Here is a 23,916-nt window from a genome sequence, read left to right on the forward strand (position 1 = left end):
CGCAACCGGGCCTTTTTGCTGGAATGAAATATACCTCAGTCGACGAAGACTTCGCGGCGCAACATCTCCCAGCTGTCCTTGTCGGGCGCGACCAGCAGGCCGCCCTCGACATGGTGCGGCTTGTAGGCCGAGCCGTCGAAGCGGGCGGCATAGGCACCCGCCTCCTGGGCGATGAGCGTGCCGGCAAGGTGATCCCAGGGCATCAGCTTGTTGTACATGAGGTAGTGCAGGTGGCCGCCGGCAAAGGTGCGGTACTCGTGCGCGGCGCAACGATAGTTGGAAACGAAGGCGACCTTTGCGAGGTTCGACAGGATACGCGCCCGGCGCTCCCGGTCAAGAAAACTCGTCGAGGCCATGCCGGTCATCGCTTCCAGCGGCGCACCGCCGCGCGTCTTCAGCCGCACGGCCGGCCGGTGATCGCCGGTCTGCCAGGCGCCGCCGCCCTTTTCCGCCATGACGAAATCGTCGCCCATCGGGTCATAGATGATGCCGCCGACCGTCTCGCCGCCGGAGACGATCGCTGCCATGACGCCGAAGAGCGGCACGCCCGAGGCGAAATTGAAAGTGCCGTCGATCGGGTCGACGACGATCGCGACATCCGCATCCTTGAGCTTTGGCAGAAGGGCCGGGTCGGCCGCGACCGATTCCTCGCCGACGAACAGCACGCCCGGAAACTGCGCCGTCACCTCGCGCTTGATGAAGCGCTCGGCCGCCTCGTCGGCTTCCGTCACCAGGTCATTGGCATCCGCCTTGGTGCGGATATCACCCTTGGCAAGCGCACGGAAGCGCGGGCGGATTTCCGCCTCGGCCGCCTGTGCAAGCACGAGAGCGAGGGCATTGATATCAATCGTCGTCATGGGGCCTTACCGTTTCGAGGGAGGAGAAATCGAAAAGTTTCGGGTCGAGAAGATGGGACGGATTGGTGTGGCCGAGCGCACGCAACATGGCGTCCTTGCGACCCGGCATGCGCGTTTCGATGTCCGCCAGCATCGCCTTCATCGCATTGCGCTGGAGCCCGTCCTGCGAGCCGCAGAGATCGCAGGGAATGATCGGGAACTGCATGGCGGCGGCGAACTTGGCGAGATCGTCCTCCGCCGCATAGGCGAGCGGACGCAGCACCATGAGGTCGCCTTCATCGTTCAAAAGCTTCGGCGGCATGGCGGCGAGCCGCCCGCCGTGGAAGAAATTCATGAAAAAGGTTTCGAGAATATCCTCGCGATGGTGACCGAGCACCAGCGCATCGCAGCCCTCCTCCCGGGCGACGCGATAGAGATTGCCGCGCCTGAGGCGCGAGCAGAGCGAACAATAGGTCGCCCCCGACGGCACCTTCTCCTTCACGATGGAATAGGTGTCGCGGTACTCGATCCGGTGTTTGACGCCGATCGAGGCAAGATAGTCCGGCAGGATATGCTTCGGAAAATTCGGCTGGCCCTGGTCGAGATTGCAGGCGATCAGCTCGACCGGCAGGAGGCCGCGCCATTGCAGGTCCATCAGCAGGGCGAGCAGGCCATAACTGTCCTTGCCGCCGGATAGGCCGACGAGCCAGCGTTTCTGGCCCTTCAGCATGGAAAAATCATCCATCGCCTGCCGCACCTGCCGGAGCAGGCGCTTGCGCAGCTTGTTGAAGGAGACACTGGAGGGCGCATCCGCAAAGAGCGGATGGCGGCCGGTCTCCGGTGCGTCGTCGTCGGTGTCAGCAAAGGCCAGGGTCGTAGATGCCGTCATGGGCCTGCAATGCCCCGAACCGGCCGCACAATCAAGCCCCGAACACCGACCAGCCCGTGCGCGCCGCCAGCATTTCGAGCGCCAGCGAGCCGAGAAGCGAATTGCCGTTCTCGTTGAGCCCCGGCGACCAGACGGCGACCGACGCCTTTCCGGGCGCGACGGCCAGGATTCCGCCGCCGACACCGCTCTTGCCCGGCAGGCCGACGCGATAGGCGAAGTCGCCCGAGCCGTCGTAGTGGCCACAGGTCAGCATGAGTGCGTTGATACGCCGCGCCCGAAGGTGCGAGACGACCCGGTGGCCGGTCAAAGGATTGGTGCCGCTGTTGGCGAGGAACAGCCCTGCCCTGGCGAGCTGCCGGCAGCTCATTGCCAGCGCGCACTGATGGAAATAGACACCGAGCACCAGTTCGGCCGCATGGTCGAGCTTGCCGAAGGAGCGCATGAAATTGGCGAGCGCGAAATTGCGGAAGCCCGTCGCCTGCTCCGAGCGCGCGACGTCCTGGTCGATGATGATATCGTCCTCATCCGCGAGATAACGCAGGAACCGCACGACCTCGCCGATCGCTTCCTTCGGTGTATGTCCGGCCAGCACGAGGTCGGTGATGGCGATCGCCCCGGCATTGATGAAAGGATTGCGCGGGATGCCGCCCTCATGCTCGAGCTGGACGATAGAATTGAAAGCCGAGCCGGACGGCTCGCGCCCGACACGCTTCCAGATCGCCTCGCCGTGTTTGCCAAGGGCCAGCGTAAGGGTGAAGACCTTGGAAATGCTCTGGATGGAGAAGGCTTCTTCCGCATCGCCGGCAAGGTGCACCGCACCGTCTGTGGTGACCACGGCGATGCCGAATTTTTCCGGATCCACATGGGCAAGCTGCGGAATGTAGTCCGCCACCCTGCCCTCGCCGCGCCGTGGCGACAGCGCCGCGTGGATCTCCTCGACGATACCCTGCAAGTCCGTCATCCCGTTCCCCCGAAACGAAAAAGCCGCCAATCTCTTGGCGGCTTTTCCGATTTGCGCAAGGTGTCTTCAGCGATTAACGCGAGTAGAATTCGACGACCAGGTGCGGTTCCATGACGACGGCGTAGGGCACGTCGGAGAGAACCGGGATGCGAACGAAGGTCGCGGTCATCTTGTTGTGGTCGGCTTCGATGTAGTCCGGAACGTCGCGTTCAGCCAGGCCAACGGATTCGAGAACCGTGACGAGCTGCTTGGACTTTTCCTTGACTTCGATGACGTCGCCCGGCTTGCAACGGTAGGAACCGATGTTGACGCGGACGCCGTTGACCTTCACGTGGCCGTGGTTGACGAACTGACGGGCAGCAAAGACCGTCGGAACGAACTTGGCGCGGTAGACGATCGCGTCGAGGCGCGATTCGAGCAGACCGATCAGGTTTTCCGGGGTGTCGCCCTTGCGGCGCTCAGCTTCGGCGAAGATCGCACGGAACTGCTTCTCGCGGATGTCGCCGTAGTAGCCCTTCAGCTTCTGCTTGGCGCGGAGCTGAACACCGAAGTCCGAAAGCTTGGACTTGCGGCGCTGACCGTGCTGGCCCGGGCCGTATTCGCGGCGGTTGACCGGGGACTTCGGACGGCCCCAGATGTTTTCGCCCATGCGGCGGTCGATTTTGTACTTGGATGCAGCGCGCTTGCTCATCGCATTTCCTCTTGGTCTTGTTATCGCCTGCCCGTTGCCGGACCGGCTGAAGGAAACACGCCCTCCTCTGAACCTTTTCCGAGGTTCCGACAGGCTTCTCACGATCGCGACCGGAGAATCCACGGGACATGTCAAATGAAACACCGGACATTTCTGCCCGGCGTTGACGGGGTCATTAGGCAGTTTTCAAAAATTTGTCAACGCATCTTGCAGGAGGAATTCGCCTTGCCTATCTTCCCCGGCAGTAACAGCCCCGGGCCCCTCTGACTTGTGCCTTGCCGGACCTCGTGATGTCGAGGCTGTATCACCAACATATCCGGCAAGGGAAACCGTCATGGATTTTCTGTGGCTTGACTTCCAGGGCACTGCCGTCTGGATGTGGCTGTCGTTCATCGCAATCGTTCTCGCTCTGCTCGCGCTCGATCTCGGCGTTCTCCACAAGGAGAACAAGGAAATCGGCATCAAGGAGAGCCTCCTTCTTTCCACCTTCTATATCGGTCTTGGCCTCGCCTTCGGCGGCTTCGTCTGGTTCCAGTCCGGCGCGCAGGCCGGCGTCGAATACCTGACGGGTTTCGTCGTCGAAAAGAGCCTTGCGATGGACAACATCTTCGTCATCGCGATGATCTTCGGCTATTTCGCCGTCCCCCGGCAGTATCAGCACCGCGTGCTGCTCTGGGGTATCCTCGGCGTGATCGTCCTGCGCGGCATCATGATCGCCGCGGGTGCCGCCGTCATCGAGAACTACGGCTGGGTGCTCTACATCTTCGCCGCCTTCCTCGTCTTCACCGGCATCAAGATGCTGTTCTCGTCGGACGAAGCCTACGATGTCGCTTCAAACCCGCTCCTGAAACTGCTGCGCCGCCGCCTGCCGGTGACCGACGCGCTGCACGGCGACCGCTTCCTCGTCCGCCAGCCCGATCCGAAGACCGGGCGCCTGCGCACCTACGTGACGCCGCTGCTGCTCGCCCTGGTGCTCGTCGAATTCGCCGACCTCGTCTTCGCGGTCGATTCGATCCCGGCCATCTTCGCCATCACGACGGATCCGTTCATCGTCTACACGTCGAACATCTTCGCGATCCTCGGCCTGCGCGCGCTGTATTTCGCCCTTTCGGCCCTGATCCACCGCTTCGCCTATCTGAAGTATGCGCTGGCGACGGTGCTCATCTTCATCGGCTCGAAGATCTTCGTCGCCGACATGCTGGGCCTTGCGAAAATCCCGCCGATGGTTTCGCTCGGCGTGACGGTCACCATCCTTGCAGCCGGCATCTTCGGTTCGCTCTGGGCGACCCGCAAGGGCGGTGACAAGGCGATCGCCGAAGACGCGTAAACCTCACTCCGCGGCGGCGGGATGGGTGTCCGTCAGATCGGGCCCATTCGCGTCGCCCGGCTGGGTCTCGCAGCCAAGATCCGGGAAAGCGACGATACGGTGGCCGGCAAGATCGCTGTGCACGACCACCAGCCCCTGCTCCTCGAAGTAACCGAGAAGGCGGCGCGCGCGACGGGCGGAATGGGTTCCGTAGGCGCGCGCGATCCGCGCATCGGAGGGGCAGGCAAGCCCGCGCACGGCAGCCTGCGCCACCAGCAGGAACACACCCTGCAGATCCTCGGTGACGCTGCGGGAAAGATCGAGCGCCCGGCCCCAGATTTCGGTCGCCGCGGTCTCGGCATCGACCCCGGAGCGCGCGACCGCCATCTTGCGGCGGAAGGCCGGCAGCGAAAGCGGCGCGCCCGGCACGCGGCGGATGCGGCAACGCACAAGGAAATCCTGAAAAAGTTCAGCATCGGCCCGGAAGGCCGCCTCGGGATTGCCGAGGATTTCGGCAAGCGCCTGGTCGAGCAGGCCCTCGCGCTCCTCCGCGGAGATTTCCGGCGCCGGCGCCTTCGTTTCCGCCTGCACCGGTTCCGGCCGCGCGCGGGACAGTTCGGCGAGAATGTCCGTCGTCGGGCGCGGCGCAGGCGGTGCACGGCGGACGAGCGGACGGGAAAACTCGTCCGGATCGGGCGTGAAGATCAAATCCTCGACATCCGGTAGGGCATCCGGCAGCGGCATCAGCTTGGGGCTGGTCGACCGTGCGGAGGTCTCCACCGTACCGATCGTCACCGGCAAAGGACGGCGTGACAGCGCCGGGCCGAGCGCGACGAAGGAGCCGCGCGGCAGGTCGCGGAACATTTCCGCCTGCCGACGGTCGAGGCCGAGCAGGTCGGCGGCACGCGCCATGTCGATATCGAGGAAGGTGCGGCCCATCAGAAAGTTGGAGGCCTCGGCCGCGACGTTCTTGGCAAGTTTTGCGAGGCGCTGCGTGGCGATGACGCCGGCAAGGCCGCGCTTGCGGCCGCGGCACATCAGATTGGTCATCGCGCCGAGCGAGAGTTTGCGCGCCTCTTCGGAGACTTCACCGCTGACGGCGGGCGCGAAAAGCTGCGCCTCGTCGACGACGACGAGCACCGGATACCAGAAATCCCGGTCCGCATCGAACATCGCATTGAGGAAGATGCCAGCCGCACGCATCTGTTCGTCGGCCTCCAGCCCTTCCAGCGAAAGCACGCAGGAGACCCGATGCTGGCGTATACGGTTGGCGATGCCGACAAGCTCGGCCTCCGTGCGCTGGCCATCGACCACGACATGGCCGAACCGGTCGGACAGCGTGACAAAATCGCCCTCTGGATCGATGATGACCTGCTGAACCCATTGCGCGGATTGTTCGAGCAGGCGCCGCAGGAGATGCGACTTTCCCGAGCCCGAATTTCCCTGCACCAGGAGACGCGTCGCCAGCAGCTCCTCGATATCGAGCCTGGCCGGTGCGCCGCCCTGCACCGTCCCCATGTCGATGCCGACCTTCATCCCGTTCCTCGTCTAAAAATCCCTGATTCGCCGGCCGCCACCGGATATCAGGCATGCCCTAACACGAAACACGCAGCCGTCACGCCCGGCTTCTTGAAAGAATCCACAGGCAAAGCCGCGTCAGACGACCCGGAGCCCGAACCCCTGCATCAACCGGCGTGTCGAAAAATCCGGTTTGCCCGAGGTGAAGACGGCAATGTCCTCGCCGGGGGCGAGGGTTTCCAGTGGCGGCACGAGACGGCGCGCCTGGCGGGCGATGGCCTCGGCCGGGTCGAGCCAGTCGACCGGCCAGGGGGCGAGCTTGCGGAAGAGATTGGCCATGAACGGGTAGTGCGTGCAGGCGAGCACGACGATATCCGTCTTGCGGCCGTCCTCGTCGACGAAACAGGGCGCGATCTCGGCGCGCACGGCATCGTCGGAAAAGGTCTCGCCGCGGATATAGGCTTCCGCCATGCGGGCGAGGTTTTCCGAGCCGACGAGGCGCACGTCGCACTGGCTGGCGAAGGACTGGATGAGGTCGCGCGTGTAGGCGCGCTTCACCGTGCCGGGCGTCGCGAGCACCGAGACGAGGCCGGAACGGGTGCGCTCGGCGGCGGGTTTGATGGCAGGCACGGTGCCGACGAAGGGCATGTGCGGGAATGCGGCGCGCAGGTCCGCTCCCACCAGCGTGAAGGCCGTGTTGCAGGCGATGACGCTGATTTCCGGATCGTGCTCGGCAAGCAGTCCTTCGAAGAGATCGATGACATGCGTCTTCAGCGTCGGCTCTTCCCAGCCGCCGTAGGGAAAACCGGCATCGTCGGCCACATAGGTGAAATGCCGCTCGGGCATCAGCACGCGCGCCTCACGCAGAACGGTCAGGCCACCGATGCCGCTGTCGAACATCAGGATGGGCTTTGCCGTCTGTTCCGGAGCCTTGCCGAGTAAGGAACCGGCCGCCGACTTTTCGGGAAAGGGCCTATTCGTCGTCACGGGGCACCTTCGGCCGACGATTGCGGGTGCGGTTCGGATTGCTCGCGCCGCGCGGCGATTCGCGGGTGAAACGATCGAGGCAGGAGATGATGCCGCGCATGACCTGGATCTCCGTGCCGGTGAAGGAAGGGCGCGTCAGGATGGCGCGCAGGTTCTCCACCAGTTTTGGCTTTTTTTCGGCAGGCCGGAAGTAGCCGCGCGCGTCCAGCGTCTCCTCCACATGATCGAAAAGCCCCTGCAGCTCCTCCTTCTTGGCCGGGCGCTGTGGCAGCGCGTCGAAGGGCGTATCCTCGACGGAGGCAAGGCCGCTCTTCATCCATTCGTAGCTCATGAGGAGCACGGCCTGGGCGAGGTTGAGCGAGGCGAAGGCGGGATTGACCGGAAAGGTCACCAGTTCGTCGGCGAGCGCGATCTCCTCGTTGGTGAGACCCGTGCGCTCGCGGCCGAAGAGGATGCCGGTCTTTTCGCCAGCGCGGAAGCGCGTGCGCAGGTCGTCGGCGGCAACCACGGGCGAGCGAACTTCCTTGTAGCCATAGCGGTCGCGTGCCGTCGTCGCATAGACGAATTCGAGATCGGCGACGGCCGCTTCCAGGGATGGATAGACCTTCGCCGCCTCGATGACGTGATCCGCCTTGCTGGCCGCGGAAATCGCCTTCTCGCTCGGCCAGCCGTCGCGCGGGTTGACCAGGCGCAGCTCGGCAAGGCCGAAATTCGCCATGGCGCGCGCCACCATGCCGATATTCTCGCCGAGTTGCGGATGAACGAGAATGATCGCCGGTCCTTCGGCGATCAGCGTGCGTTCGCTGTTCGTGCCTGCCATGCCCATATGTCCCTAAAGCATGTCACGCAAAAGTGTGCCGCGGTTTTGCGCTACCGACATGCGAAAATCAAAAATCCAAGGCGCCGGAAGCGAATCCGAAGGACCGCGGCGCGCGCGCTTTGGAAAGATGGGCCTCACTGGCACAATACGCCGGAAATGAAAAGCGCCAGCCGCCTATTCCGGGGATTCGGCGGCGCTGCCGCTACCACCGTTGGCGCCAGCCTCGGCGATCTCCAGCATTTCCTTCTTCAGGGAGGCGCCATCCTCGAAGCTGGGACGCTCGATATCGTCGATGACCGCCCTTCCGTCCTCCTCGATCACCTTGAAGACCAGCTTTTCCGGCTGCCAGTCGCTGGCCCGCTCGCCGAAACAATGGCTGTTGTCGAAGGTCACGGTCACGTCTTCAGCGCCGTTTGCCGGCTGCCCCTCGGCGGTCGCCACGTCCTTCAGCGCGCAGCCGTCCTGTCCGCCGATGATCGGATCGTAGTCGAACGGCGAGCCGCCGTCGTCATAGGCCGGGAACTTCGCCGCCTCCTTGTATTTCGCGACGAAATCCTTGCTGTAGAGACGCTTCAGGAAATCCTCGGAGAAGTAGTCGGTATAGGGCGGCGGCGTATCGGTATCCGTGCCCATGTCCTGCCAGTTGGCCGTGGCGGCCGCCATGACCTCCGCGACGGGCGCCTTGAAATCGGCAGCCTCGACGGAAACGGGAAGCAGAAGGGCGAGCGCCACGAAACCGAAACGCGACATCATATTCTCCATTGGATGACGGCGGACCGGAGCGGCCGCCCGAGAGCCTTCCTGAAACGGAATTTTGGCGAAACTTATTCTCAACCCCGGCGAAAATAAACCGTCTCGGCAATTGGTTGTCTTTGCCTTCCCGGCCGCGAGTGCTATAGGGCCAAGCGTTCCTTTCAAGTCCACGATCCGGGGCGCTAGGCCCCGACAAAACACGAGGCTCTCCATGGCAAAGATCAAGGTCGCCAACCCCGTCGTCGAACTCGACGGCGATGAGATGACGCGCATCATCTGGCAGTTCATCAAGGAAAAGCTGATCCATCCTTACCTGGATATCGACCTCCACTATTACGACCTCGGCATGGAAAACCGCGACGCCACCGACGACCAGGTGACGATCGACGCGGCGAACGCCATCAAGAAGCATGGCGTCGGCGTCAAGTGCGCCACCATCACGCCGGATGAAGCCCGCGTCGAAGAATTCAAGCTGAAGAAGATGTGGAAGTCGCCGAACGGCACGATCCGCAACATCCTCGGCGGCGTCATCTTCCGCGAGCCGATCATCTGCAAGAACGTGCCGCGTCTCGTTCCGGGCTGGACCAAGCCGATCATCGTCGGCCGCCACGCCTTCGGCGACCAGTACCGCGCCACCGACTTCAAGTTCCCCGGCAAGGGCAAGCTGACGATGAAGTTCGTCGGCGAGGACGGCAAGGAAATCGAATACGACGTGTTCGACGCCCCGTCCGCCGGCGTCGCAATGGGCATGTACAACCTCGACGATTCGATCACCGAATTCGCCCGCGCGTCGTTCAACTACGGCCTGCAGCGCAAGGTGCCGGTCTATCTCTCGACCAAGAACACCATTCTCAAGGTCTATGACGGCCGCTTCAAGGACATCTTCCAGCAGGTCTTCGACGCCGAATTCGCCGACAAGTTCAAGGAAGCCAAGATCTGGTACGAGCACCGCCTGATCGACGACATGGTCGCCTCGGCGCTCAAGTGGTCCGGCGGCTATGTCTGGGCCTGCAAGAACTATGACGGCGACGTGCAGTCCGACATCGTCGCCCAGGGTTTCGGTTCGCTCGGCCTGATGACGTCGGTTCTGATGACGCCGGACGGCAAGACCGTCGAAGCCGAAGCCGCCCACGGCACGGTGACGCGCCACTACCGCCAGCACCAGAAGGGCGAGGAAACCTCGACCAACTCGATCGCCTCGATCTTCGCCTGGACGCGTGGCCTTGCCCACCGTGCCAAGCTGGACGGCAATGCGGAGCTGGCCAAGTTCTCCGAAACGCTGGAACGCGTCTGCGTCGAAACCGTCGAATCGGGCTTCATGACCAAGGACCTCGCGCTCCTCATCGGCCCCGACCAGCCGTGGCTCTCCACCACCGGCTTCCTCGACAAGATCGACGAGAACCTCAAGAAGGCCATGGCGGCCTGAGCCTGAAACGAGACTTCGCAAAGCCCGGCCCAGCGCCGGGCTTTTCTTTTGCATGCCCTTGCGCAGCCCGGCCCGCGCCCTATTCTCCCCTCGCCATAGGAGGAGGATACCATGGCCGAGGAGCTTGTTTTCTATAGCAACCCGATGTCGCGCGGGCGCATCGCCCGCTGGATGCTGGAGGAGGTCGGCGCGCCCTACCGCACCGAATGGCTGACCTTCGAAGGCTCGATGAAGGCGCCGGAATACCTTGCGGTCAATCCCATGGGCAAGGTGCCCGCCATTCGCCACGGCAAGACCGTGGTGACGGAAGCCGCCGCCATCTGCGCCTACATGGCCGACGCCTTTCCCGAAGCCGGCCTTGCCCCGCCGGCAAACCTGCGCGGGGACTATTATCGCTGGATGTTCTTCGCGGCGGGTCCGGTTGAAATGGCGGTCTCGCTCAAGGCCTTCGGACTCAGCGTGCCGAAGGAACGCGAACGCAGCATCGGCTGCGGCAGCTATCAATCGGTGCTGGACGCCCTCTCCTTCGCCGTCACCCGCGCGCCCTATATTGCCGGCGACGCCTTCACCGCCGCCGACGTCTATGTCGGCTCGCATATCAGCTGGGGCCTGCAGTTCGGCTCGCTGGAAACACGGCAGGAATATCAGGCCTACTGGGACCGTCTGAAGGATCGCCCGGCCTATCTGAAGGCCAAGGCGATCGATGACGAGGAGATGCATCGGCAGCTCGAAGCGATGAAGAAGAGCTAGGGCTGGCTGTCTTTGCCGCTTCTCTTTTCTTTCGTGGTGGTCGGGTTCGGCCCGAACGCCCAGCACCCGGTGTATGGGGATCCTCGGGCCGAGCCTGAAAGCGACAGGTCGGAACAATCACCTGCTGCAACGCTCCGCGCCGTGCTGCCGGCCTCAGGCCACCGCCGCCGCCCGCTGGAGCGGCAGGCAGATTTCCGTCAGGAGCTCGTTCGGCGGAACCTCGCGCGGATTGTTGAGATAGGTCTCGAACATCACCTCGTCGCGGATCGAGCGCCCCGAGGCGGGAAGCCATGTGGCGTAGAGCCAGCGATAGGCAGCGCCCATATTCGCATAAGGCCCCTGGTGGCGCAGCACAGCGTAGTCGCCTTCTACGAGCGTGCGGCGCACGAGCGGCGCCTCGGCGGGAACCTCCGCGCCCGCCGTCACGCAGGCGAAGGAGCGCAGCTTCGCCTCCGGCACAAGATCGGGATCATCAAGGAAGATGCCGGTCATGCGCATGTCCGGCCGGAAGATGTTGCGGGAAAAGAGCGCGCCGTAAAGCGCCTCGAAGGCCTTTCCGATGCCCATATAGGAGCCGGAATGGGGAACCGCGAGCAGCGTCTGCTCGGGCATGGTGCGAATGGTCACGTCGAACATGCGGGAAGACTCCTTGTCGTTTTCGGGTTCATAGGCACGATGGGAGCCCTCCTTGCGGTAGCGTGCCGGCGGCAGGCCGTAGACTGCCGCAAAGGTACGGTTGAAGGACTGGAGGTTGGGGTACCCCCATCGCGCGGCGATGTCCCGGACGGAGCGGTCGCTGCGCACCAGATCGCCCGCCGCACGGTGCAGACGCAACCGTCGGACGGTACCCGCCAGCGTCTCGTTGTGTACGGCGCGGTAGACGCGGTGCCAGTGATAGGCGGAAAGGCAGGCGATCTCCGACAGCCGGTCGAGGTCGAGATCCTCTTCCAGATGCTCGTAGATATAGGCGGAAACCCTGAGCAGGCGCTTTTCATAGGCTGTCCAGATCTCGTTTTCACTCATGCCGTTTTCCTCTCGCCGGAACGCATTCAATCAAGCACGGCGCGATTTCACAAATCCTGCGCTTCTTCTTGCTCTGCAAATTTCGCATAGCCTTGCCTTGTGTCATTGCAAAAACGGGCGACTCGGCGTGAGATGTCCGCGCCGGCCCCTTTTCTCCATCCTCCGGCCTTTCGAGGCACCCATGACCGATACCCTGATGCCGAAGCTCGCCAGCGTTTTCGCGGAGGGCTACGGCCCCGCGCGTTTCAAGGCCGATGCGCTGTCCGGCCTCACGGTGGCGATCGTCGCGCTGCCGCTGTCCATGGCGATCGCCATCGCCTCGGGCGTCACGCCGGATCGCGGTCTCTACACCGCCATCGTCGGCGGTTTCCTGGTTTCCGCCCTCGGCGGCAGCCGGTTTCAGGTGGGTGGGCCGGCCGGCGCCTTCATCGTGCTGGTCTCGGCGACGGTCGCCCGCCACGGCGTCGAGGGCCTGCTGCTTGCCACCCTGCTTTCCGGCATCCTGCTTGCACTTGCCGGCTATCTCAGGCTCGGCAAATACATCAAGTTCATCCCCTATCCCGTGACGGTCGGCTTCACGGCCGGCATCGCCGTCATCATCTTCGCCAGCCAGATCGGCGAGCTGTTCGGCCTGAAGCTCGACGGGCGCGAGCCGGGGCCGATCCTCGACAAGCTCGAAGCACTATGGATCGCCCGGCCGAGCTTCAACCCGGCCGCCTTCGGCGTCGCCGGGCTTACCGTCGCCGTCATCCTCCTCCTGCGCCGCTTCCGCCCGAGCTGGCCGAACCTCCTCATCGCCGTCACCGTCGCCTCGTTCGCCACCGCGCTCCTCTCGCTGCCGGCAGATACGATCGGCAGCCGGTTCAACGGCATTCCGCGTGGCCTGCCCTTGCCGGCGCTACCGTCCTTCTCGCCGGAGCTCGTCATCGCCGTGCTGCCGGATGCCGTCGCCTTCGCCCTGCTCGGCGCCATCGAATCGCTGCTCTCGGCCGTCGTCGCCGATGGCATGACGGGGCGCAGGCACCGCTCCAGCATGGAACTGGTCGCCCAGGGATTCGCCAATGTCGGTTCGGCGCTGTTCGGCGGCATCTGCGTGACGGGTACCATCGCCCGCACCGCAACCAACGTGCGCTCCGGCGCCACCAGCCCGGTCTCGGGCATGCTGCATGCACTCTTCCTGCTGCTCTTCATGCTCGTGGCCGCGCCGCTCGCCAGCTACATCCCGCTCGCCGCGCTTGCAGGCGTGCTCGCGGTCGTCGCGTTCAACATGGTGGAGCGCCCGGCCATCGCCGCCCTCTTCCGCTCTTCGCGCGGCGATGCGGCAGTGCTCGTCGTCACCTTCCTGCTCGTCGTCTTCCGCGACCTGACGGAGGGCATCGTCGTCGGCTTCCTCATCGGCGCGGTGCTGTTCATCGATCGCATGGGCAAGGCCGTCGCCATCCGTGAGGAGGCCGTGCCGCGCGTCGTGCGCGCCATCGAGAATGCCGGCGAGGATAGCGGCCTGCCCGAGCGGCCGGTCGTCGCCAACGATCCGGACACCGTGATCTACCGCATCAGCGGCGTCTTCTTCTTCGGCGCAGCCGCCAGCGTCGGCTCGGTGCTCGACCGCATCGCCGACCAGCGGCGCAACTTCGTGCTCGACTGCGCCGACGTGCCGCTGCTCGATTCGACCGCCGCCAGCGTCATCGAAGGCCTGGTGCGCAAGGCAGAGCGGGCCGGCGTGCGCGTCTTCATCACCGGGCTGAAGCCCGACATGCGCCGCCTGCTGGAAGCCCACGAGCTGCACGCCCCGCGCGTCACCTTCACCGCGACGGTGGAAAGCGCGCTGGAGGAGATCGCGACCTTCCCACCATCGCGCTGAAGCCATTCGGGCGGGCGCGTAAAGAGGATCTCTGAAAGGCCTCAGCCGGTGCGGGCAACATCCGCCGTGACAGGCGTCTTCATGCGCTCGGCGAGACCGGGAAGGCCCAGCGAGGGCGCCGCACGCTTCACCTGGTTGCGGCCCGCCTCCTTGGCCGCATAGAGCGCGCCGTCGGCCGCCGAATGCAGGCGGTCGAAATCCGCCCCGAAGGTCGCGACATCGGCAAGGCCGATGCTGACCGACACGGCGATCTCATGCTCTTCCGTGGGGATCGGCAACGCGGCCACCGTGTGCCGCAGCCCCTCGGCGAAGGGCTCGGCACAGGCCATGTCGCGCCCGGGCGCAAAGAGCGCGAACTCCTCGCCGCCGAAGCGGCAGAACAGCATGCCCGTTTCGAGACGCGCGGCGACCAGCGCGGAAAACCGCTTCAGCACGAGATCGCCCGCGACATGGCCGTAGGTGTCGTTGATCGCCTTGAACCGATCAAGGTCGAAAATCATCAGCGTGCCCTGCGGCCGGTCGGCAAGCCGCTTCTGCATGTCGTCCAGGAAGGAGCCGCGATTGGCGATGCCGGTCAGCGCATCGGTGCGCGAGGCCTGGCGGTAGAGCGCCTCGCCGCGCTCCTTGATCAGCACCAGCATGGCGACGGCGGCCAGGATCGTGTGGGCGAAGAGTTCCAGCGAGAAGAGTGCAAACCAGGCGGAATAGGCGGTGCCATGGCCGAAGGCCGCGGGCAGCATGATCGCCATGGGGATGCGCAGACCGTAGATGACGCCGTGGCTGACGAAGAAGGCGGCGGCAAGCGTGCGGGTCGGCAGCGGCTCGGCGCGGCGCCCGCGCCAGATATCGGCGCCGATCCACAGCGAATAGGCCGCGATGATGACCGAGGTGACGATGATGCGGTTGTTCACGTCCGCCGTCACCTGCGGCACGAAGAGATAGGCAAGAGCCCAGAAGAGCGGACCGGAAAGGATGACCGCAAGATGCGCGCGGCGGCGGTCGAAGACGCGAAAACCGGCCCACATGAAGGCGTAGCCGAAGGCGGCGAGCAGGTTGCCGAGGCCGACGGTGAGGAGCGGCGGGCCCACGGCACGAAGCGCGAAGAGCAGCGTGCAAAGCGAGCCGACCCACATGGACAGGCACCAGTAGCCGGCTGCCCTGTGCCGCCGGTCCGTCAGCCAGAGCTGCAGCATGAAAATCCCGACGATGGTGGTCGACAGGAACGTACAGATCATCAAGGTTGAAATACTGATGACGTCTTCAATCAAAACACCCACTCCGCACGCGCAGGATGCTAGGGATAAACCTTGAAGACTTCGCAAACAAAAGCGGCGGGCCGAAGCCCGCCGCCATGATCCATTTGCATTCCGGCCCGGCCGATCAGCCGGCGATCCCGCCGGCGACCGCCTCGATCGCGTCGCCCGCCTTGGCACCATCCGGGCCACCGGCCTGCGCCATGTCCGCACGCCCGCCGCCACCCTTGCCGCCAAGCGCCTCGGAGGCGCGGCGCACGAGGTCGACAGCGCTGAACCGGCCGGTAAGGTCTTCGGTGACGGCGACAACGGCGCTCGCCTTGCCGTCGGCCGAAACGCCGACGAAGGTGACGATGCCGGAGCCGAGGCTCTTCTTGCCGTCGTCGGCAAGGCTCTTCAGGTCCTTCGGCTCGACGCCTGTGACGACCTTGCCGAGATATTTCACGCCCGCGACCTCGCGCACGCCGTCGTCGCCGCCGGCAGTGCCGCCCGACAGCGCCAGTTTCTTCTTCGCCTCGGTCAGTTCGCGTTCCAGCTTGCGGCGCTCCTCGACCAGCGCCTCGACGCGGGAAAGCACCTCGCCCGGCTGCGCCTTCAGCGTGGTGGCGAGCGATTTGACGCGCTCGTCCTGTTCGGCAAGGTAGGCCCGGGCCGCCTCGCCCGTCAGCGCCTCGAGACGGCGCACGCCCGAGCCGACCGCGCTTTCCGAAAGGATGCGCACGAGGCCGATCTCGCCGGTCGCCGACACGTGCGTGCCGCCGCAAAGCTCGACGGAATAGGGCCGGTTCGCCTTGGCGCCGTGCAGGCCGGTGCCCATGGAAACCACACGCACCTCGTCGCCGTATTTTTCGCCGAAGAGCGCCATGGCGCCTTCCGCGATCGCGTCGTCCACCGTCATCAGGCGGGTGGTGACCGGGGCGTTCTGCACGATGATCTCGTTCGCCATGTCCTCGATGACGCGCAGCTCCTCCGCCGACATGGGCTTGGGATGGGAGACGTCGAAGCGCAGGCGCTCGGGCGCGACCAGCGAGCCCTTCTGGGCGACGTGGGTGCCGAGCACCTCGCGCAGCGCCTCGTGCAGCAGGTGGGTGGCGGAGTGGTTGGCGCGCAGCCGCGAACGGCGGGCATGATCCACCGTCAGGGCGACAGCGTCGCCGACGGCAAGCTTGCCGCTCTCGACGACGGCACTGTGGACGAAGACGCCCTCGCCCTTCTTCTGCGTATCGGTCACCGCAAGGCGCGCATGGTCGCTGACGATCACGCCCGTATCGCCCATCTGGCCGCCCGATTCGCCGTAGAACGGCGTCTGGTTGACGACGATCTGGACACTGTCGCCGGCAGTGGCGCCGTCGATCGTCTTGCCGTCCCGGACGATCGCCTGGACGACGCCCTCGGCCGTCTCCGTGTCATATCCGAGGAATTCGCTCGCGCCGTGCTTTTCCTTCAGCTCGAACCAGACGGCTTCCGTCGCCTTGTCGCCGGAGCCGGACCAGTTCGCGCGCGCTTCCGCCTTCTGGCGCTGCATCGCATCGTTGAAGCCGGAAAGGTCGACATGGATGTCCCGGGCGCGCAGCGCGTCCTGGGTTAGGTCGAGCGGGAAGCCATAGGTATCGTACAGCTTGAACGCGGTCTCGCCATCCAGCATGTCGCCTGTCTTGAGCGTCACGGTGGCATCCGAGAGCAGCGACAGGCCGCGCTCCAGCGTCTTGCGGAAACGGGTTTCCTCAAGCTTCAGCGTCTCGGAGATCAGCGCCTCGGCCCGCACGAGTTCGGGATAGGCGCGGCCCATCTCGCCGACGAGCGCAGGGAGCAGCGACCACATCAAAGGTTCGCGGGCGCCGAGCAGCTGCATGTGGCGCATGGCGCGGCGCATGATGCGGCGCAGGACGTAGCCACGGCCTTCGTTCGACGGCAGGACGCCGTCGGCGATCAGGAAGGCGGAGGAGCGCAGGTGATCGGCGATGACCCGGCAGCTCGCTGCCGCTTCGCCCTCGGCCTTCGTGCCGACGGCCTCCTCGACAGCCGAGATCAGCGTGCGGAAAAGATCAGTTTCGAAAACGCTCTGCACACCCTGCAGGATGCAGGCCATGCGCTCGAGGCCCATGCCGGTGTCGATCGACGGGCGCGGCAGCAGACTGCGCTCGCCGGGCGCCGTCTGGTCGAACTGCATGAAGACGAGGTTCCAGAATTCGAGGAACCGGTCGCCATCCTCCTCCGGCGAGCCGGGCGGACCGCCCCAGACATGCTCGCCCTGGTCGATGAAGATTTCCGAACAGGGGCCGCAGGGACCGGTGTCGCCCATCTGCCAGAAGTTGTCCGAGGTCGGGATACGGATGATCCGGTCGTCGGAAAGGCCGGCGATCTTCTTCCAGAGGATGGCCGCTTCCTCGTCCTCGGAATAGACGGTCACGAGCAGCCGGTTCTTCGGCAGATCGAACCCCTTCGTCACCAGCGTCCAGGCAAGCTCGATGGCGCGCTCCTTGAAATAGTCGCCGAACGAGAAGTTGCCGAGCATCTCGAAGAAGGTCAGGTGCCGCGCGGTATAGCCGACATTGTCGAGGTCGTTGTGCTTGCCGCCGGCACGCACGACCTTCTGGGCTGTCGTCGCGGTGGAATAGGGACGTGATTCCAGGCCGGTGAAGACGTTCTTGAACTGCACCATGCCGGCATTGGTGAACATCAGCGTCGGGTCGTTGCGCGGCACGAGCGGGCTGGACGACACGATCTCGTGGCCGTTCTTTCGGAAATAGTCGAGGAAAGTCGACCGGATCTCATTCACGCCGCTCATATCGCGTCCTTCATCTCTGCCCTTTTGCGCCGGAAAACCGGCGCATCACCCACCCAATTCACTGCAACGATGGCGAAACCGCCTCGCCGGCCGGAGTGCCCGCCCGGAAGACCCGTCAAGGTCGCCCATCCGCGAATTCCGTCGAAACCGCCCGCGCCTGCCGCTTAGAGGAGGCGGAAGGTCGAAAACCTTGGCGCGCGCGAGAACTGAAGGCTTTTATCGCCCGCCTCGGCCCCTGTCCAGACACCAAAAAACCGGCCTTTCGCGAAGAAGAGGCCGGTCTTCGATGTTTTTGCGAAACCGTTGCGCGGCGATTACATGCCGGCCGCGTCGTCCGCGTCGTTCGGATCCGGTCCGCCGTTCTCCAGGAAGCGGTCGGCGATCAGGCCGGCATTCTGGCGCAGCGCCGTCTCGATCTCGCGGGCGAGATCCGGATTGTCGCGCAGGAACGTCTTGGCGTTCTCGCGGCCCTGGCCGAGACGCTGGCTGTTGTAGGAGAACCAGGCGCCGGACTTTTCCACGATGCCCGCCTTGACGCCGAGGTCGATGAGCTCGCCGGTCTTGGAAACGCCCTCGCCATACATGATGTCGAACTCGACCTGCTTGAAGGGCGGTGCCATCTTGTTCTTGACGACCTTGACGCGCGTCTGGTTGCCGATCACCTCGTCGCGCTCCTTGACGGCGCCGATGCGGCGGATGTCGAGGCGGACGGAGGCATAGAACTTCAGCGCGTTGCCGCCCGTCGTCACTTCCGGCGAACCGTAGACGACACCGATCTTCATACGGATCTGGTTGATGAAGATCACCATCGTGTTCGACTTGGAGATCGAGGCGGTGAGCTTACGCAGCGCCTGGCTCATCAGGCGCGCCTGGAGACCCGGCAGGCTCTCGCCCATCTCGCCCTCGATTTCGGCGCGCGGCGTGAGCGCGGCGACCGAATCGACGACCAGCACGTCGACGGCGCCGGAGCGCACCAGCGTGTCGGTGATCTCGAGCGCCTGCTCGCCGGTGTCGGGCTGCGAGATGAGAAGGTTTTCAAGGTCGACGCCGAGCTTGCGGGCATAGACCGGGTCGAGCGCGTGTTCGGCGTCGACGAAGGCGCAGATGCCGCCCTTCTTCTGGGATTCGGCGATGGTCTGCAGCGCAAGCGTCGTCTTGCCCGAGCTTTCCGGGCCGTAGATCTCGATGATACGGCCCTTGGGCAGGCCGCCGATCCCGAGTGCGACGTCGAGGCTGAGCGAGCCCGTCGACACCGTCTCGATCTCGATGACGCTGTCCTTGCCACCGAGCTTCATGATGGAGCCCTTGCCGAAGGAGCGCTCGATCTGGGAGAGTGCCGCTTCGAGTGCCTTGCTTTTATCCACTGCTTTATCCTCTACGAGCCGCAAAGTGTTCTGTGCCATTTCGTCCACCTTTAGGTTATTGAAGCAAGACAGGCAACGAAGCCGTCGATGAAAGCTATGTACACATTTTGTTCTCTTTTTGCAAGATCCATTCATCCATTTGAATGATTTCGTGAATCGAGCGTTTGTTCTCTTTTCGTTTAGGGCTGTTGAAAGCCGTGGCGGAACAAGGATGTACCCGCGCAGGGTCTGCACGGTTGCAGGCGAATCGTGCCGCGGGAATGAAGGAAGACGATGACGGGAAAGACGATACTGGTGATGGGCGGCGCCCATGTGGACAGGCGCGGGCGCATTGCCGGCGAGACGGCGCCGGGGGCGAGCAATCCCGGCGCCTGGTTCGTGGAAGCGGGTGGCGGCGCGTTCAATGCGGCGCGCAACCTCGCCCGGCTCGGCCGGACGGTGCGGCTCGTCTCGCCGCGCGGCGGCGATGCGGACGGCGACATCGTCGCGGCGGCAGCGGAGGCGGCGGGGGTCGAGGACACGCCCTTCACCTTCCTCGACCGGGCGACGCCGAGTTATACGGCGATCATCGAGCGGGACGGCAACCTCGTCATCGCCCTGGCGGACATGGAACTCTACCGCCTCTTCTCGCCGCGCCGCCTGCAGCAGCGGGCGATGCGCGATGCGGTCGCTGCGGCGGGGCTGATCCTCACCGATGCCAACCTGCCGGCCGAAACGCTGGCGGCCATGACGACGGCGGCGTGCGCCGCAGGTGTGCCGATCGCCGGAATCGCCATTTCACCGGCCAAGGTCCCGCGGTTCGCCGCTAGCCTTCCCGCCCTCGCCTTCCTGTTCATGAACGAGGCGGAGGCGCGCGCACTGACGGGCGCAGCACCGGACAATCCGGCCGACTGGCCGAAGGCGCTGCGCGCAGCCGGCCTTTCCGCCGGTGTCGTGACGCGCGGCGGCCGCGGCGTCATCGCCTTCGATGCAAAGCGCGCCGCATGCGTTGCGCCGCCGGAAGCCCCCGCGCTCGGCGACGTCACCGGCGCGGGCGATTCGCTCGCCTCCGGCTTCCTCGACGCCTGGATCAGCGGCCACGAGATCGGCGAGGCGCTGCGCCACGGGGTTGCCGCCGCGGCGATCACCGTGCGCTCGCCGCTCGCCGTCGCCGAAGAAATGTCGCAGGCGGCGCTTCAGGCCGCACTTTCCCTTGTGCCGGAGGCCGAAGGAATGGCATGAGACTTTTTTGCCGAAATTCCTGCAAGGACCTCGCATGACCAGACCCGTTTCCACCCTCCTGCCGATGCAGTATTCGGACGAAGTCGCCGCCGCCAAGAGCCGCGGCGCGCCGATCGTCGCGCTCGAATCGACGATCATCACCCACGGCATGCCCTATCCGGGCAACCTGAACATGGCCCGCAGCGTCGAGCGCATCATCCGCGAAGAAGGCGCCGTGCCGGCGACGATCGCCGTCATCGACGGCATCCTGCATATCGGCCTCGACGATGCGACGCTGGAAACGCTGGCACAGACCGAGGGCGCGATGAAGCTGTCGCGCGCCGACCTCGCCTTCGCGATCGCCGAGCGCCGCACCGGCGCGACGACCGTCGCGGCGACGATGATCGGCGCCGCCCGCGCCGGCATCAAGGTCTTTGCGACCGGCGGCATCGGCGGCGTGCACCGCAAGGCGGAGGAGACCTTCGACATCTCCGCCGACCTCGACGAACTGTCGCGCACCGGCGTCATCGTGGTCTGCGCGGGCGCCAAGGCGATCCTCGACATTCCGAAGACCCTTGAAGTGCTGGAGACGCGCGGCGTGCCCGTCGTCACCTACGACAGCCCCACCTTCCCGGCCTTCTGGTCACGCGATTCGGGGCTCAAAAGCCCGCTGACGCTGAACAGCCCGGCCGCCATCGCCAATTTCCAGAAGGTGCGCGACCAGCTCGGCGTCGACGGCGGCATGCTGATCGCCAATCCGGTGCCGGAGGCCGACGAGATCGCCCGCGAGGAGATGGAGATCTACATCGCCCGCGCGCTCGACAATGCCGAACGCGACGAGATCGCCGGCAAGGCCGTGACGCCCTATCTGCTCGACAGCCTGTTCCGCCTGACGGACGGCCGCAGCCTCAAGACCAATATTGCGCTCGTCGAGAACAATGCGCGCCTCGCGGCGGAAATCGCCGTGGCGCTGGCGGACTAAGCCGCCCTGCGGGGCAGCCGCACGGCCTGCCCTGCTCCTTCCGGTCAGCCGGACACCTCCCCCAACGACAAGGCCCCCGCGTCTGGAATGAAACCGGCGCCGCATTCTCCTTCTTCCCTCATGGAAAAGGGCATGCGGCAATGTCGAATTCCAGATGCGATTGCTTGCCGTCGGAGAGGGGCGGGCAGCCCCGCCCCTCATAGAAACGAAAACGGCGGCAGCGCGTCTTCTCGCACTGCCGCCGAAAGATGCGTCGTGGCTGATCAGCCCCGCAGGATGCCGCGGCCGGCGTATTTCGCCTGGGCGCCGAGCTGCTCCTCGATGCGGATCAGCTGGTTGTACTTGGCGGTGCGGTCGGAGCGGGCAAGCGAGCCGGTCTTGATCTGGCCGCAGTTGGTCGCGACGGCGAGGTCGGCGATCGTCGAATCCTCGGTCTCGCCCGAGCGGTGCGACATGACGGCGGTGTAGCTTGCCTTGTGCGCGGTCTCGACGGCGTCGAGCGTTTCGGAGAGCGAGCCGATCTGGTTGACCTTGACGAGGATCGAGTTGCCGACGCCCATCTTGATGCCGTCGCGAAGGCGCGCCGAGTTGGTCACGAACAGGTCGTCGCCGACGAGCTGCACCTTTTTGCCGATCTTGTCGGTCAGCGCCTTCCAGCCGTCCCAGTCGTCTTCCGCCATGCCGTCCTCGATCGAGAAGATCGGGTATTTGCCGGCAAGCTCGGCGAGGTAGTCGGCCATGGCGCCCGGCTCCAGCGTGCGGCCTTCGCCTTCCAGCACGTACTTGCCGTCCTTGAAGAACTCCGTCGAGGCGCAGTCGAGCGCGATGAACATGTCCTCGCCCGGGCGGTAGCCAGCCTTCTCGATCGACTTCATGATGAAGTCGAGGGCGGCGGGGGCGGAGGCGAGGCCCGGCGCGAAGCCGCCTTCGTCACCGACATTGGTGTTGTGGCCGTCGGCGGCAAGCTGCTTCTTCAGCGTGTGGAACACTTCCGAGCCCATGCGCACGGCGTCGCGGATGTTGTCGGCACCGACCGGAACGATCATGAATTCCTGGAAGTCGATCGGGTTGTCGGCATGGGCGCCGCCGTTGATGATGTTCATCATCGGCACCGGCAGGATGCGAGCGTTCGGGCCGCCGACATAGCGGTAGAGCGGCAGGTTGGCGGCTTCCGCGGCGGCCTTGGCGACGGCGAGCGAGACGCCGAGGATGGCGTTGGCGCCGAGGCGCGCCTTGTTCGGCGTGCCGTCCAGTTCGATCATCGTCTGGTCGATCTCGATCTGGTCTTCGGCATCGAGGCCGCCGATCGCTTCGAAAATCTCGCCGTTGACGGCGGCGACGGCGTTTTCGACGCCCTTGCCGAGGTAACGCTTGCCACCGTCGCGCAGCTCGACGGCTTCATGCGCGCCCGTGGAGGCGCCCGACGGAACGGCCGCACGGCCGAAGCTGCCATCTTCGAGATGCACGTCCACTTCAACGGTGGGATTGCCGCGGCTGTCGAGAATCTCGCGGCCGATGATGTCGATGATTGCAGTCATGGATATCGTCCTGTTCCGGGGTTTATAAATCGATTAAAATCCACTTTTAATCGACGATGCAGAAATTACAATGGTGTCGGGCGCCGTCGGGAAAACGGATGCCATGTCTCCATGTCATCCGTTTGAAACGTTAGGCCTTGGCGATGTCGTCGAAGGCGACGAGCTTTTCCAGAAGGCGCGGCATGTCCTTCAGATGCACCATGTTCGGGCCGTCGGAGGGGGCGTTGTCCGGGTCCTCATGGGTCTCGACGAAGAGGCCGGCAATACCGACGGCGATGGCCGCGCGCGCCAGGGTCTCGACGAACCGGCGATCGCCGCCCGTCGAGCCGCCCTGCCCGCCCGGCTGCTGCACCGAGTGCGTGGCGTCGAAGACGACCGGCGCGCCGAGCGAGGCCATGATCGGCAGCGAGCGCATGTCGGAGACGAGCGTGTTGTAGCCGAAGGAGGCGCCGCGCTCGCACAGCATGACGTTGGGGTTGCCGCTCTCGGTGAACTTCGCCAGCACGTTCTTCATGTCCCAGGGCGCCAGGAACTGGCCCTTCTTGACGTTGATCGTACGGCCGGTCTTGGCGGCGGCGACGAGCAGGTCCGTCTGGCGCGACAGGAAGGCCGGGATCTGCAGGATATCGACCGTTTCGGCAACGATGGCGCACTGCTCTTCCGTGTGGATGTCGGTGACGACCGGGAAGCCGAAATCCTTCTTGAGGTCGGCGAAGATTTCCAGCGCCTTTTCAAGGCCGATGCCGCGCTTGCCGGAGAGCGAGGTGCGGTTCGCCTTGTCGAAGGAGGACTTGTAGACGAGGCCGATGCCGAGCTTGTCGGTCATCTTTACCAGCGCCTCGGCCATCATGTAGGCGTGGTCGCGGCTCTCCATCTGGCAGGGGCCGGCGATCAGCGAGAAGCGCTTGTCCTGGGCGAAGGTGACCTTCTTGGCGCCTTCGCCGACGACGACGGTGGAATTGGTGTTCAT

20 protein-coding genes are annotated in these 23,916 nt (G+C 64.9%); 6 read left to right on the forward strand and 14 right to left on the reverse strand.

Annotation, left to right across the window (positions count from 1 at the left end):
* Positions 1-35 precede the first annotated feature (35 nt).
* The 4 genes from EXZ48_RS11500 to rpsD form a co-directional block, all read right to left on the reverse strand.
* Complete coding sequence (locus EXZ48_RS11500; RefSeq protein WP_023516781.1) at positions 36-857, reverse strand: inositol monophosphatase; 822 nt, start codon at positions 855-857, stop codon at positions 36-38.
* Complete coding sequence (gene ttcA, locus EXZ48_RS11505) at positions 844-1,725, reverse strand: tRNA 2-thiocytidine(32) synthetase TtcA (protein WP_023516780.1); 882 nt, start codon at positions 1,723-1,725, stop codon at positions 844-846. Before ttcA ends, EXZ48_RS11500 begins: the two co-directional genes overlap by 14 nt.
* Positions 1,726-1,756: 31 nt before the next feature.
* Positions 1,757-2,686, reverse strand: a complete 930-nt coding sequence (locus tag EXZ48_RS11510) for a glutaminase (RefSeq protein WP_023516779.1) — start codon at positions 2,684-2,686, stop codon at positions 1,757-1,759.
* Between the two features lie 73 nt (positions 2,687-2,759).
* Positions 2,760-3,377, reverse strand: coding sequence for a 30S ribosomal protein S4 (gene rpsD / locus EXZ48_RS11515; protein WP_023516778.1), 618 nt, complete (start codon positions 3,375-3,377; stop codon positions 2,760-2,762).
* Positions 3,378-3,711: 334 nt separating this feature from the next.
* Here rpsD and EXZ48_RS11520 point away from each other — a divergent pair, with 334 nt between their 5' ends.
* Positions 3,712-4,704, forward strand: coding sequence for a TerC family protein (locus tag EXZ48_RS11520; protein WP_130516014.1), 993 nt, complete (start codon positions 3,712-3,714; stop codon positions 4,702-4,704).
* A 3-nt stretch (positions 4,705-4,707) separates the two neighbouring features.
* On the opposite strand, the gene EXZ48_RS11525 is transcribed toward EXZ48_RS11520, so the two are convergent.
* The 4 genes from EXZ48_RS11525 to EXZ48_RS11540 form a co-directional block, all read right to left on the reverse strand.
* Complete coding sequence (locus EXZ48_RS11525) at positions 4,708-6,219, reverse strand: ATP-binding protein (RefSeq protein ID WP_050743917.1); 1,512 nt, start codon at positions 6,217-6,219, stop codon at positions 4,708-4,710.
* Positions 6,220-6,339: 120 nt separating this feature from the next.
* Complete coding sequence (gene murI, locus EXZ48_RS11530) at positions 6,340-7,101, reverse strand: glutamate racemase (protein WP_037408711.1); 762 nt, start codon at positions 7,099-7,101, stop codon at positions 6,340-6,342.
* Positions 7,102-7,174: 73 nt separating this feature from the next.
* Positions 7,175-8,008 carry an RNA methyltransferase gene (locus EXZ48_RS11535; protein ID WP_037408709.1) on the reverse strand — a complete coding sequence of 278 codons (834 nt, stop codon included), beginning with the start codon at positions 8,006-8,008 and terminating at the stop codon, positions 7,175-7,177.
* A 174-nt stretch (positions 8,009-8,182) separates the two neighbouring features.
* Entirely contained in the window at positions 8,183-8,758 is a 576-nt protein-coding gene (locus EXZ48_RS11540; RefSeq protein ID WP_023514529.1) for a hypothetical protein, read from the reverse strand.
* Between the two features lie 214 nt (positions 8,759-8,972).
* Here EXZ48_RS11540 and EXZ48_RS11545 point away from each other — a divergent pair, with 214 nt between their 5' ends.
* Both EXZ48_RS11545 and EXZ48_RS11550 read left to right on the forward strand, forming a co-directional pair.
* On the forward strand, positions 8,973-10,187 hold the full coding sequence (locus EXZ48_RS11545; RefSeq protein WP_023514528.1) for an NADP-dependent isocitrate dehydrogenase: 1,215 nt from the start codon (positions 8,973-8,975) through the stop codon (positions 10,185-10,187).
* A 111-nt stretch (positions 10,188-10,298) separates the two neighbouring features.
* Positions 10,299-10,937: a glutathione S-transferase family protein gene (locus EXZ48_RS11550; protein WP_130516016.1), complete on the forward strand. Its 639-nt coding sequence runs from the start codon at positions 10,299-10,301 to the stop codon at positions 10,935-10,937.
* A gap of 153 nt (positions 10,938-11,090) precedes the next feature.
* On the opposite strand, the gene EXZ48_RS11555 is transcribed toward EXZ48_RS11550, so the two are convergent.
* Positions 11,091-11,960 carry a GyrI-like domain-containing protein gene (locus tag EXZ48_RS11555; protein ID WP_130516018.1) on the reverse strand — a complete coding sequence of 290 codons (870 nt, stop codon included), beginning with the start codon at positions 11,958-11,960 and terminating at the stop codon, positions 11,091-11,093.
* A gap of 181 nt (positions 11,961-12,141) precedes the next feature.
* Here EXZ48_RS11555 and EXZ48_RS11560 point away from each other — a divergent pair, with 181 nt between their 5' ends.
* Positions 12,142-13,821, forward strand: coding sequence for a SulP family inorganic anion transporter (locus EXZ48_RS11560; protein ID WP_130516020.1), 1,680 nt, complete (start codon positions 12,142-12,144; stop codon positions 13,819-13,821).
* 41 nt (positions 13,822-13,862) lie between these two features.
* On the opposite strand, the gene EXZ48_RS11565 is transcribed toward EXZ48_RS11560, so the two are convergent.
* The 3 genes from EXZ48_RS11565 to recA all read right to left on the reverse strand — a co-directional run bounded on the left by EXZ48_RS11565 (position 13,863) and on the right by recA (position 19,265).
* Positions 13,863-15,056 carry a GGDEF domain-containing protein gene (locus tag EXZ48_RS11565; RefSeq protein WP_050743913.1) on the reverse strand — a complete coding sequence of 398 codons (1,194 nt, stop codon included), beginning with the start codon at positions 15,054-15,056 and terminating at the stop codon, positions 13,863-13,865.
* 145 nt (positions 15,057-15,201) lie between these two features.
* Positions 15,202-17,862: an alanine--tRNA ligase gene (gene alaS / locus EXZ48_RS11570; RefSeq protein WP_130516024.1), complete on the reverse strand. Its 2,661-nt coding sequence runs from the start codon at positions 17,860-17,862 to the stop codon at positions 15,202-15,204.
* 314 nt (positions 17,863-18,176) lie between these two features.
* Positions 18,177-19,265: a recombinase RecA gene (gene recA / locus EXZ48_RS11575; RefSeq protein ID WP_023516798.1), complete on the reverse strand. Its 1,089-nt coding sequence runs from the start codon at positions 19,263-19,265 to the stop codon at positions 18,177-18,179.
* Between the two features lie 234 nt (positions 19,266-19,499).
* Between recA and EXZ48_RS11580 the strand changes: the two genes are divergently transcribed.
* On the forward strand, positions 19,500-20,447 hold the full coding sequence (locus EXZ48_RS11580; RefSeq protein ID WP_130516026.1) for a carbohydrate kinase family protein: 948 nt from the start codon (positions 19,500-19,502) through the stop codon (positions 20,445-20,447).
* Between the two features lie 34 nt (positions 20,448-20,481).
* Complete coding sequence (locus tag EXZ48_RS11585) at positions 20,482-21,408, forward strand: pseudouridine-5'-phosphate glycosidase (protein ID WP_050743910.1); 927 nt, start codon at positions 20,482-20,484, stop codon at positions 21,406-21,408.
* Positions 21,409-21,671: 263 nt separating this feature from the next.
* On the opposite strand, the gene eno is transcribed toward EXZ48_RS11585, so the two are convergent.
* Entirely contained in the window at positions 21,672-22,946 is a 1,275-nt protein-coding gene (gene eno, locus EXZ48_RS11590) for a phosphopyruvate hydratase (protein ID WP_023517438.1), read from the reverse strand.
* Positions 22,947-23,076: 130 nt separating this feature from the next.
* A complete protein-coding gene (gene kdsA, locus EXZ48_RS11595) occupies positions 23,077-23,916 on the reverse strand; it encodes a 3-deoxy-8-phosphooctulonate synthase (RefSeq protein WP_130516027.1) in 840 nt (279 codons plus the stop codon).

The organism is Shinella sp. JR1-6 (assembly GCF_004284735.1).
Taxonomy (GTDB): Bacteria; Pseudomonadota; Alphaproteobacteria; order Rhizobiales; family Rhizobiaceae; genus Shinella.